At 72.8% G+C, this 11964-nt stretch carries 8 protein-coding genes; 5 read left to right on the plus strand and 3 right to left on the minus strand.

From position 1 onward, the window contains the following. Positions 1-516 precede the first annotated feature (516 nt). The gene (locus tag M4486_RS09025; RefSeq protein WP_249480824.1) at positions 517-2880 is read left to right on the plus strand and encodes an LCP family protein; all 2364 of its coding nucleotides are present in this window, start codon (positions 517-519) and stop codon (positions 2878-2880) included. A gap of 105 nt (positions 2881-2985) precedes the next feature. Here the strand turns inward: M4486_RS09025 and M4486_RS09030 are convergent, their stop codons facing one another. Next, on the minus strand, positions 2986-4422 hold the full coding sequence (locus M4486_RS09030) for a mycothione reductase (RefSeq protein ID WP_249480825.1): 1437 nt from the start codon (positions 4420-4422) through the stop codon (positions 2986-2988). Between the two features lie 72 nt (positions 4423-4494). On the opposite strand from M4486_RS09030, the gene M4486_RS09035 reads away from it, so the two are divergent. Together M4486_RS09035 and M4486_RS09040 are read left to right on the plus strand one after the other, a co-directional pair. Further along, on the plus strand, positions 4495-6942 hold the full coding sequence (locus M4486_RS09035) for an ATP-binding cassette domain-containing protein (protein WP_249480826.1): 2448 nt from the start codon (positions 4495-4497) through the stop codon (positions 6940-6942). A 2-nt stretch (positions 6943-6944) separates the two neighbouring features. Beyond that, a complete protein-coding gene (locus tag M4486_RS09040; RefSeq protein WP_249480827.1) occupies positions 6945-8051 on the plus strand; it encodes a PLP-dependent cysteine synthase family protein in 1107 nt (368 codons plus the stop codon). 28 nt (positions 8052-8079) lie between these two features. On the opposite strand, the gene M4486_RS09045 is transcribed toward M4486_RS09040, so the two are convergent. Both M4486_RS09045 and M4486_RS19870 read right to left on the minus strand, forming a co-directional pair. Continuing rightward, positions 8080-8619 (minus strand): MarR family winged helix-turn-helix transcriptional regulator, encoded by a 540-nt coding sequence (locus M4486_RS09045; protein ID WP_249480828.1) that lies wholly within the window; start codon positions 8617-8619, stop codon positions 8080-8082. A gap of 31 nt (positions 8620-8650) precedes the next feature. After that, positions 8651-9757 (minus strand): GNAT family N-acetyltransferase, encoded by a 1107-nt coding sequence (locus tag M4486_RS19870; protein WP_346731778.1) that lies wholly within the window; start codon positions 9755-9757, stop codon positions 8651-8653. 312 nt (positions 9758-10069) lie between these two features. On the opposite strand from M4486_RS19870, the gene M4486_RS09060 reads away from it, so the two are divergent. Continuing rightward, positions 10070-10840: an ABC transporter permease gene (locus tag M4486_RS09060; protein ID WP_249480829.1), complete on the plus strand. Its 771-nt coding sequence runs from the start codon at positions 10070-10072 to the stop codon at positions 10838-10840. A 190-nt stretch (positions 10841-11030) separates the two neighbouring features. Further along, positions 11031-11900 carry an iron uptake transporter permease EfeU gene (efeU, locus tag M4486_RS09065; RefSeq protein ID WP_249480830.1) on the plus strand — a complete coding sequence of 290 codons (870 nt, stop codon included), beginning with the start codon at positions 11031-11033 and terminating at the stop codon, positions 11898-11900. The last annotated feature ends 64 nt before the right edge of the window (positions 11901-11964 follow it).

Below are 11964 nucleotides of genomic sequence, written 5' to 3' on the forward strand. Positions count from 1 at the left end.
GTCCCTGGGCCCCGACGCAGCACCTGCGCCCTTTCTTCACACGCCCGGCACGGGCGGAGGAACAAGCCCGGAGGGGACATCCGTAGGATGTGCGCCATGACGGACCAGACACCTGGTCGCCGTTCGCGTCGCCCTCATGTGGGTCGGCGCGCTGACGAGCAGACCGACAGCGGCCCCGCCCAGACCTCGGGCGCGGGCCGGGATCGTGAGCGCTCCGGCGGCTTCGACGCGAGCACAGCACGCCGCTGGATCGGCCCCTCCTCCGCCGGATCGGCCGCCTCGGCGGGATCCGCGGGATCTGCTGCCTCTGCGGGATCCGCCGGATCCGCAGCGTCCGCAGCCTCGGCGAACACCGGCCCTGCCCCTGCGCCCTCCCCGTCGCGTGCATCCTCCCCCTCTGCCCCTGTCCCGTCGCCCGGGGCCGCGCCCACCCCGGTGAGCGCCGCCTCGGCCGACGAATCCGCGCCCCGCCCCCGCGGTCGCCGCGCCGGTCCCCCGCGGGACGAGCGCACCGAGATGGCGGCCGCCTCCTCCGCGCCGGTCGACGCCTCCACGCGTCCTCGCGCGCGCCGCGCCCGGCGCGAGTCGGACGAGGACATGGACGCGTGGTCGGCGGCGGACAGCCATGTGGTCTCGCGCCGCGAGCACCCCGCTGAGTCCGCTGAGTCCGCGGAGTCGGCGCAGTCCCGAGATCGTTCGCGCGGGGGCTCCGAGGAGCCTCCCACCACCGTCCTCGAGCCCATGGAGCCGCCGCGCACCTCGGTGCGACTGGGAGCGAGCTCGTCGGTCACCGCGCTCGGACCGCGTGACGCCGAGGAGGAGTCGGCCGCGCCGGTCCCCGCGGACCGCGCCGAGCAGGCGGACGACGCCGGCTCCGCATCGAGCCCCGTCGGCTCCGCGTCGAGTCCCGTCGCCTCCGCCGCGAGCCCGGCTGCCCGGCAGAGCCCGGCCCGACAGAGCCCGGCTCCGCAGAGCCCCGTCAGCGCCTCCTCCGCGGAGTCCCCGAGCGCGGCGGGCCAGGACGAACACGACGACGCGCGCGGCGGTTCCCGCGCCGCCTCCGGTGCCGCCGTCGGCGCGGCCGCCGCCGCGACGGGCGTGGCCGCGGCGCGCACCCGCGGCGACGCCGGTTCCCGCGTGCCCTCGAGCGACTCCGCGCACGGGAGCACCGGTGCCGGCGGAGGTGCCGGTTCCGGCGGAGGCTCCGGCTCGGGCACTCCGCCGTCGGACGGCCCCGATCTGCCCGACGACGGCCGCGACAGCGGTTCGGGCGACGGGCAGGGCCCGCGCGCCAGCGATCGCCGCAACGGCTCGCTCCCCCGCGCGGCCGGCTGGACGGTGCTGACCTCGTTCATCCCCGGCACCGGACTGCTCGCGACCCCGCTGCGCAGGCTGGGCTGGGTGCTGCTGGGGATCGTCGTGCTCGCGGCGGTCGTCGCGGGCGTCTGGGCCGCGACCGGCGATCCTCTGCTCACCCTGCTCAAGCTGCTGAGCAGCCGCAAGGTGCTCATCGGCCTGATGATCGCGATCGGCGTCGTGGCCCTGGTGTGGATCCTCCAGGTGGTCCTCTCGAATCTCGCGCACAACACCCGAGAGCGCCTGCACGGCCGCCGCCGCGCGGTCTCCCTGATCGTCGCCCTCGTCATGGTCATCGGCGTCGCGATCCCCTTCGCCCGCGCCGAGCAGTACGTGTACGCCGCGCAGGGTCTGCTGGGCAACCAGAGCGTGTTCCGCTCGGGAGGGGGCTCGGGCAAGCTCAGCTCGAGCGATCCCTGGAAGGACACCGAGCGCGTGAACATCATGCTGCTCGGCCAGGACGCCGGGGCCGATCGCACCGGCACCCGCCCGGACACGATCATGGTCGCCTCGATCGACACCAAGACCGGTCGCACGGCGCTCTTCTCGATCCCCCGCAACCTGCAGTACGTGCGCTTCCCCGAGGGGACCGTGGCGCAGAAGAAGTTCCCCGAGGGCTTCGACGCGTTCGGCAAGGGCCAGAACCTCATCAACGCGGTCTGGACCTGGGCCAACGACAACAAGGACCTGTTCCCGAACGACGACGACCCCGGCCTCACCGCGACCGAGTGGGCCGTGCAGGAGACGCTGGGCCTGGACATCGACTACTACGCGATGGTCAACCTCCAGGGCTTCTCCGACCTCGTCGATGCCATCGGCGGCGTGGACCTGAACGTCGAGCGGAAGATCCCGATCGGCGGCGGCACCAACCAGGCCACCGGTGGCAAGTACCCGATCACCGGGTACATCGACCCGGGCCAGCAGAAGCTCGACGGGGACAAGGCGCTCTGGTACGCGAGGTCCCGCGAGGGCTCGACGGACTTCAACCGCGTCTGCCGCCAGCAGCGCATGGTCCGCGCCGTGTCCGAGCAGGCGAACCCCACCAAGCTCGCCCTGAACTTCACGAAGCTCGTGGGCGTCGCCGGCTCGAACATCGAGACCGACGTCCCCAGCGACGACCTCGATGCCTTCGTGGACCTCGGCTGGAGGGTCAAGGACTCCGGGTTCTCCTCGTACCCGATCGTGCCCGGCGTGGACCTGCCGGACCGGCGCCACGACAGCTACTTCGAGGGCGGCCACCCCGATTGGGACTACCTGCACAAGTGGGTGAAGGAGTCGATCGAGGACTCGATGGCGTCGGAGACGACGTCCGTCTCCGGCGGGGACAAGGGCTCCTCGAAGGACGAGGACTCGAAGAAGTCCACGGCGCCCGAGACGACGACGGAGGCGCCGACCACCGAGGCCGAGTCCTCGGAGGCCTCCTCCGGCGACGCCTCGAAGGAGGCCGAGAAGCAGGCGGACGCCGACCCGCTGGCGGCCTGCATGCCCGGCACCCAGGACCCGGACGCCCAGGCCGGCGACTGAGCCGCTCCCGCAGCGTCCATCGCATGACGACGGCGCCGTCCCCGTCCGGGGGCGGCGCCGTCGTCATGTGCTGCGTCGGCCGGGTCGAGCGGTGAGGTCCCGCCCTCAGTCGGTCAGCTGCAGCAGCGCGTTCTCGATGAGCTCGGGCATCGCGGGGTGGATCCAGTACTGGGTGCGGGCGAGCTCGGAGACCGTCTGCCCGGTGCTCATCGCCTGGATGATCAGCTGGATGAGGATCGTCGACTCGGGGCCGATGATGTGCGCGCCGAGGATCCTGCCGGTGCCCGCCTCGGCGAGGATCTTCGCGAAGCCGGTCGTGTCCTCGAGCGCCCAGCCGTAGGCGATCGAGGAGTAGTCCTGCACGGCGACGCGCACGTCGATCCCCTGCGCGCGGGCCTCTCGCTCGGTGAGGCCCACCATCGCGATCTGCGGATGCGTGAACACCCCGGCGGGGACCGGCATCGTGTCCGAGCGCTCGAGGTCCTGAGGGTGCAGGACGTTGTGGCGCACCACGCGCAGCTGATGGTTCGCCACGTGCTTGAGCTGCACGGGGTCGGAGAGGTCGCCGAAGGCCCAGACGCCCTCGAGCACCTTCCCGTCCTCGCCGAGGGCGCGCTGGTACGGGTCCACGCGCACGCAGCCGTCGTCGGCCGTGGCGATACCGCCCGCGGTGACGTCGAGCAGGTCGGAGTTCGGCCGGCGCCCGACGGCCACGAGGATCTCGTCGGCCCGGATCTCGACGTCCTCCTCGCCGCCGGCCCCCGTCGCCGTCCCCTGCAGGACCACGCTGCCGTCGCCCTCACGGCGGACCGCGGTGGTGGTGACGTCCGTGTGCACGTCCCACTGCTCGCGGGCGAGCTCGGTGATGCGGGCGGAGACGTCGTCGTCGGCCGCGCGCAGCAGGCGGCCCGAGCGCGCGACGAGGCTGACGCGCACCCCGAGGCCGGAGAAGATGTGCGCCATCTCGAGAGCGATCACGCCCGAGCCGAGGATCACGAGCGAGGCGGGCAGCGCGTCGATCCGCATGATGGTGTCGGAGGTCTGCGGGCGCGCGTCCGCCAGTCCGTCGATCGGGGGGATCGTGGGGCGCGAGCCGGCGCCCAGCACGATCGTGTCCGCAGTGATCTCCTCGCTGCCGCCGTCGCGCAGGTCCACGTGCAGGGCCTTGGGCCCGGTGAAGCGGGCGGTGCCGCGCAGCAGGGTGAGGTTCGCGTTGTCCTCGTGGTCGCGGCGGTAGGCCTCGCCGCCCTCGACGATGGGGTCGATGCGGCCGAAGATGCGGTCGCGGATCGCGGGCCAGTCCACGCCGTCCAGGGTCTCGGAGACGCCGAAGCGGCCGGACTCCGCGGGGGTCGCGGCGAGGTCGGCGGTGTGCACGAACATCTTGGTGGGGATGCAGCCGACGTTGAGGCAGGTGCCGCCGAAGACCTGGTCGGGGCCGACGCCCTTGTCGATGTAGGCGATGGAGCGTCCGGCGAACTCGGGTCCCGGGAAGGAGTTGCCGGAGCCGGAGCCGATGAGTGCGATGTCGTAATGGGTCACCGACGCAGACTACGCGGGAGCGCCTGCGGCACGGCATACTCGATCCCGCCGCGTCCCGCAGAAGGAGACCTGATGAGCGCATCCCCGCACCCCGCCGACACCCACGACCGGATCCGCATCGTCGGCGCGCGGGAGAACAACCTGCGCGACGTCGAGGTGACCCTGCCCAAGCGCCGGCTCACGGTGTTCACGGGGGTCTCCGGATCGGGCAAGAGCTCGCTCGTCTTCGGCACCCTCGCCGCCGAGTCCCGGCGCATGATCGACGAGACCTACAGCGCCTTCGTGCAGGGCTTCATGCCCCAGACCTCCCGGCCCGACGTCGACGTGCTGGACGGGCTGACCTCGGCCATCACCGTGGGCCAGGAGCGGCTCGGCGGCGGGCCGCGTTCGACCGTCGGCACCATCACCGACGCCGCGGCGCACCTGCGCACCCTCTTCTCCAAGCGCGCCCAGCCGCATGCGGGCGGCCCCGGCGCTTACTCCTTCAACGTGCCCAGCGTGAGCGCAGCCGGCGCGATGACGGTGCAGAAGGGCGGGAGGACCCTCGCGGAGAAGACCACGTTCTCCCGCGTGGGAGGGATGTGCCCGCGCTGCGAGGGGATGGGGTCGATCAGCGACCTCGACCTCACCGAGCTGTTCGACGCCTCCAAGTCGCTGTCGGAGGATCCCTTCACGATCCCCGGGTACACGGGCGACGGCTGGACCGTGCGCGTGATCCGCGGCTCCGGCTTCTTCCCCGACGACGTGCCCATCCAGGACTTCACGAAGCGCCAGCGCGAGGACTTCCTGTTCAAGGACCCGGTGAAGGTGAAGATCGAGGGCGTCAACCTCACCTACGAGGGCCTGATCCCGAAGATCCGCAAGTCCATGCTCTCCAAGGACCGCGAGCAGATGCAGCCGCACATCCGCGCCTTCGTGGATCGCGCGGTCACCTTCATCACCTGCCCCGACTGCGAGGGCACCCGGCTCGCGGAGCACGCCCGCACCTCGCTCATCGGCGGCCGCTCGATCGGCGACGTGAGCGCCCTGCCCGTCACCGAGCTGCGCGACTGGGTCGCCGGCCTGGCCCCCCGGGGCATCGAGCCGCTGCTGGAGTCCCTCCAGGCGCTGCTGGACGCCTTCGTCGGCATCGGCCTGGGATACCTCTCCCTCGACCGGCCCTCCGGCACCCTCTCCGGCGGCGAGGCGCAGCGCACGAAGCTCGTCCAGCACATCGGCTCCTCCCTCACCGACATCACCTACGTCTTCGACGAGCCCACGATCGGGCTGCACCCCCATGACATCTCCCGCATGAACGACCTGCTGCGCACCCTGCGGGACAAGGGCAACACCGTGCTGGTCGTCGAGCACAAGCCCGAGACCATCGCGATCGCCGACCACGTGGTCGACCTGGGTCCGGGCGCGGGCCGCGACGGCGGCACCATCACCTATGAGGGCGACGTCGACGGGCTGCGCGCCTCCGACACCCTCACCGGCAGGCACCTGTCCGCCCGCACGCCGCTGAAGGAGGACGTGCGCGAGGCCTCGGGCACGCTCGAGATCCGCGGGGCGAGCACCCACAACCTGCGCGACGTGGACGTCGATATCCCGCTCGGAGTGCTCACCGTGGTGACGGGCGTCGCGGGCTCGGGCAAGAGCTCCCTCATCCACGACTCCCTCCCCCGCGGCACCGAGGCGATCGTGGTGGATCAGCAGGCGATCCGCGGCTCGCGGCGCTCGAACCCCGCGACCTACACCGGCCTGCTCGAGCCGATCCGCAAGGCCTTCGCGAAGCAGAACGGCGTGAAGCCCGCCCTGTTCTCCGCGAACTCCGAGGGCGCCTGCCCGGTGTGCTCGGGCGCCGGCGTGGTCTTCACCGAGCTCGGCTTCTTCGAGACCGTCGAGTCGGTGTGCGAGGAGTGCGAGGGCCGGCGCTTCCAGGCCTCGGTGCTCGAGTACCGCCTGGGCGGGAAGTCCATCGCCGACGTCCTCGAGATGAGCGTCGACGAGGCGCTCGAGCTGTTCACGGGCGCGGAGGCGAAGGTTCCCGCGGCCGCGAAGATCCTGCGCCATCTGCAGGAGGTGGGGCTCGGGTACCTCACGATCGGGCAGAACCTCACGACCCTCTCCGGCGGCGAGCGTCAGCGCCTCAAGCTCGCCACCCGCATGGGCGAGACGGGCGGGATCCTGATCCTCGACGAGCCGACGACGGGCCTGCACATGGCGGACGTCGCCCAGATGCTCGAGCTGCTCGACCGCCTCGTGGACTCCGGGAAGTCCGTGATCGTCATCGAGCACCACCAGGCGGTGATGGCCCGCGCCGACTGGATCATCGATCTGGGTCCCGGCGCCGGCCAGGACGGCGGACGCATCGTCTTCGAGGGCACGCCCGCCCGGCTGGTCACCGACGCCTCGACCCTCACCGGGGAGGCCCTCGCGGCGTACGTGTCCGGGGCCGATGCGGGCGGGAAGGAATCGTCGGCGCCAGGCGGGGCAGACGCAGCAGGGACGGACGCGACGACCGCGAAGGGGACGATGTGACCATGGACGACCTGCTGGGTGCGCTCGAGGACGTCGACCGCTCCGACCCGGACCTGCGCGACTGGGTCGCCGAACGGGTGCGGCGCCTGGAGGCCGACGACCGCCGCAGCGCCGACACCCACCTGCTCAAGCCCGACCTTCCCGCCGACTGGGGCATCGACCTCTATCTCAAGGACGAGAGCACACATCCCACGGGCAGCCTCAAGCACCGCCTGGCCCGTTCCCTGTTCATGTATGCGCTGGTCAACGGGTGGCTGCGTCCGGGCATGACGGTCATCGAGGCCTCCTCCGGGTCGACCGCCGTGAGCGAGGCGCACGTGGCGCGGATGCTCGGCGTGCCCTTCGTCGCGGTGATCCCGAGGGCGACGAGCGCCCGCAAGATCGCCCTCATCGAGGCGGAGGGCGGGCGCTGCCACATGGTCGAGCGGCCGGGCGAGATGGACGGCGCCGCCCGCGCCCTCGCCGCCTCGTGCGGAGGCCTGTTCATGGACCAGTTCACCTTCGCCGAGCGCGCGACGGACTGGCGCGGGCACAACTCGATCGCCCGCTCGATCTTCGAGCAGCTCGCCGAGGAGCCGCACCCGGTGCCGCGCTGGCTCGTGGTGGGCGCGGGCACCGGCGGCACGAGCGCGACCCTGGGCCGGTACGTGCGCTACCACCGCCTGCCCACCTCCCTCGCTGTCGCCGACGTGGAGGACTCGGCGTTCTTCACGGGATGGGAGAGCGGGGATCCGGCGAGCGCGCAGGGCGGCGGCTCGCGCATCGAGGGCATCGGCCGCCCGCGGATGGAGCCGAGCTTCGTGCCCGGGGTGGTCGACCGCATGATCCGCGTGCCCGACGCCGCCTCGGTCGCCGCGACCCGCTTCGCCGCCGAGCGGCTGGGCCGGCGCATCGGCCCTTCGACCGGCACCAACCTCGTGGCCGCCTCCCGGATCATCGCCGGGATGCGCGAGCGCGGCGAGAGCGGCAGCGTGGTGACGCTGCTGTGCGACGGCGGGGAGCGCTACGCGCGCACCTATTTCGACGACGACTGGGTCGCGGACCAGGGATGGGACCTCGCTCCCTGGGTGCAGGAGCTCTCCCGTGCCCTGCCGCTCGGCGAGGGCTGAGCGGCGCGGTCCGGGCGGCGCGCGCTGATCAGCGCGGCCCGATCCCCTCCCAGGAGGTGAGCAGGTCGACGCAGCGCTCGAGCGCCGCGCGGTCCTCCGCACCGAGGGTCGGGAGGCTCTCGCGCAGGGCCTCGGCCCAGTGCAGTCGGATGCGCCGGCTGTCCTGCTCGGCGAGCTCGGTGAGGCGCAGGTGCACGAGCCGCGAGTCCCCGGGGTCCCCCTCGCGCAGCACGAGGCCCTTGCTCACCAGGCCCCGCAGCGCCGCGCTCATGTTGCTGCGGTGCAGGCCGGTGGCGCGGGCGGTCTCGCCGGAGGTCGTGCCGGGGTGGCGGTGCACCCAGCGCAGCACCGCGATCTCGGTGCCGGTCAGCGAGGCGACCCCCGCGGTCTGGACGTCGGCGGCCTGGATGCGCCGGGCGAGCCCCACGATCGCGTCGGCGAGATCGAACAGCATCGCCTCCTCGCCGTCCAGGCGCAGCTCGGCACCGGCGCCGCTCGCCGCGGCACCATCGGCCGACGCGGGATGCGATGCGCCGGCGTCCTCGGGGTCTGCTGCGGCCGGGCTCACACGGGGATCCTAGCCCGCGGCATGGAACCGCTCAGGGCCGCAGGCGCAGGAAGGCGTGCAGCGGCGGCCGGACGTCGTGCGCCTCGGTGAGGCCCAGCGCCTCGTAGAAGGCCCGCTGGCCAGGGTCGGCTTCGGTGAGCAGCACGTGCTGGCGCACCGCGGCGAAGGGTGCGAAGGCCTCCCGCACGAGCTCCCTGCCGATGCCCGCGCGCCGGTGGCCTGGATCCACGAGGATGTCCTGCAGATAAGCGATGCTCGCCCCGTCGCTGATCACGCGCGCGAGGCCCATCAGGCGCCCCCGCTCTCGCGCGGTGACCACGCGCGTGCTGCCGGCGAGCGCGCGGCCCAGGGTCTGCGGGTCCTCGGTGTAGGCGCTCCAGCCGACTGCCCGGTACAGCGCGAGGGCCTCGGCGAGCCCGGGCACCTCGGCGCGGATCCGCGGCCCGTCGGCGTCCGTGCTGCTCGTCCCGTCGTCCGACATGTTTGTCGCACCGGCCGACCCACCCGTACCGTGGCCCGTCCGGGAGTCGACGAGCTGGAACAGGCGGCAGTCGGCCCAGCCCTCGCCCGCTATCCCGAGGCGCAGCATGCTCGGCGCGAAGCCGATCTCCTGGAAGCCGCTCGCGCGCAGCACCGCGGCCGAGGCCTCGTTGCCGACCGCCGTGCTCGCCTCGAGCCGGTGCAGGCCGAGCCCCTCGAAGGCGACAGCGACGAGCTGGCGCAGGGCGTGGGTGACCACTCCCCTGCCTGACTCGGCCTCGTCGATCCAGTAGCCGACGCTCGCGCACTGGGCGGGGCCGCGCACGATCTGCTGGAGGGTGATGCGGCCGACGAGCCGGCCCGGGGCGTCCGGATCGTCGTCGAGGAGGATCACGAAAGGTGCGCAGGTGCCGGCGTCGTACTGCGCGAGCATGCGGGCGATCGCGGCGCGCTGCCCGGGCGGGGTCGCCCAGTCGTCGCCGCGCCGCGGAGCGCCGCTGAGCAGATGCCTGCGGTTGCGGTGCTCGAGCCGCGCGAGGTCGGCGGCGTCGTCCAGGCGCAGCGGCCGCAGCCTCACCTGGGTCGCCGGGACGCGGGAGGGGTCCTGGCGCCGCGCCTCCCGCTCTCGCGGGGTGTTCCCGCCCGTCCGCTCCGTCATGGCCCGTCTCCCCCGCCCGCCCGTGGCACTCTGCACCGGCGCTCCCATTGTGCCCGCACTCGTGGAGGGAGATCGGCGCCTGCGCCGAGCAGTGCTCTCCCGGTCGGAGCGTCGGAGGGCGGACGGCGGGCAGGAAGACCCCACCGCGAGCCCCGTCGGACGGACCGGGACGCGTCCTCGCCGCCGGATACGCTGTCCCCGGCCGCGGGCCCGGGACCCTGCGCCTCGCCTCCGCCCGTCGGACGATCCGTCCGGCACGATGCGGCGACGGATCCCTCCGGCCCCTACGGATCGACCCCAGGAGTGTGGCTCGTGCAGTCGGTGACCGGCGAGGAGATCGCGAGGACCGTGCTCGCGGTGCTGGTGCTCATCGCCCTCATCACGCTCGTGCTGCGCGCGGCGGGGGTCCCGCACGGCTGGGCCTCCGCGCTCGCGGTGCTGCGCGGCATGCTGCAGCTGGCCGCGCTGAGCGTGATCCTCACCGGCGTGATCACCGACGCCCGGCTCGTGGCGCTCGGCCTCGTGGTCATGTTCGTCGCGGCCGTGCTCACCAGCACGCACCGGCTCGGGGACCTGCGCGCGCACCTGCCTCTCGTGCTCGCCGGGATGGGTGCCGGCATCCTCGCGACCATCGTGGTCGTGTTCGCGACCGGTGCGATCGAGCTCTCCGCCCGCTACGCCCTCGCGATCGGCGGGATCATCATCGGCAGCGCGATGTCGACGGCGACCCTCGCCGGCAGGCGCCTCCTGCAGGCGGCCGACGACCGCTGGGAGGAGATCGAGGGCTGGCTGGGGCTCGGAGCGACACCTCGGCAGGCCACGGCCCCGATCGCGCGCCACGCGGTCCACGAGGCCCTGATCCCCTCCACCGACCAGACCCGCACCACGGGACTCGTCACCATGCCGGGCTCCTTCGTCGGCGCGATCTTCGGCGGCATCTCACCGCTCGAGGCCGGGCGATTCCAGATCGTCGTGCTCGCGGGGATCATGGCGACCGCGGCGATCACGAGCACCGTGGTCGCCTTCGGCCTCGCGCCGCGCCTGTGCAGCGCGGACTCCCCGCGGCGCCGCGAAGCCGCATAGGCGCGAGACGCGCCCCATCGCCCGACGAGGCGTGACCCACGCCCCATCCGCCGCAGTGGACGCGCATGAAGGCAAGGCTTACCTTGAGGGAACAGATGTCCGTTCTATCCCAGTGGTCGTCTCCCGCGCCCGCCCCGCTCGGCCCCTCGGCCACCTGCGGGAGACCGCGGCCGACGGGCCCGGAGGCCACATGCTCCTGCCGAACCTGCTGATCTCGCTGCGCGAGGGCCTCGAGGCCTCGCTGGTCGTCGGCATCCTCGTCGCCTATCTCGTGAAGTCGGGGCGACGGGACGTGCTCCCGAAGCTCTGGGCCGGCGTCGTGATCGCGGCGCTGATCCCCCTGGCCGTCGGCGCCGTGCTCACCTGGGGCCCCAAGACCCTCACCTTCCAGGCGCAGGAGATCCTGGGCGGGTCCCTCAGCCTGGTCGCGGTCGCGCTGACCACCGGGATGATCTTCTGGATGTCCAAGAACGCGCGATCGATGAAGCGCAACCTCGAGAGCGAGATGGAGCGCGCGCTGCGCCGCGGCGGCGGCTGGGGCGTGGTCGTGATCGCCGCCCTGGCCGTGGGCCGCGAGGGCGTGGAGACCGCGCTGATCCTCTGGGCGACCGTGAAGTCCTCCCTCGAGAGCTCGGTGTACTCGACGACCATCGGCATCGTGCTCGGCTTCGCGATCGCGATCGCGCTGGGCGTGCTGATCTACCGCGGCGCGGTGCACCTGGACCTCGGGAAGTTCTTCACCTGGACCGGCGCCTTCCTGATCCTCGTCGCCGCGGGGATCACCGCCTACGGCATCGGCGACCTGCAGGAGGCCGGAGTGCTGCCGGGGATCACCGCGCGCGCCTGGAACCTCTCCTCCCTGCTGCCCGACACCGGCTCACCGGTCTACTGGCTGTACGTGGTGCTCAACGCCATGTTCCAGGTCAACCTGAACCCCACGGTCCTGCAGGTGGTCGCCTGGTTCGTCTACATCGTCCCGGTCGCAGCGCTGTTCCTCGTCCGCACCGCCTCGCCGCGCCGCACGCGCGCCGCCGCCGAGCTCCACGACGCCCACGCCTGAGGCACGGGCCGCCCGTCGTTCGCCCCGCTCCCACCCATCCCGATCAGATCCCGATCCCGCATCC

Source organism: Brachybacterium kimchii (assembly GCF_023373525.1).
Lineage (GTDB): Bacteria > Actinomycetota > Actinomycetes > Actinomycetales > Dermabacteraceae > Brachybacterium > Brachybacterium kimchii.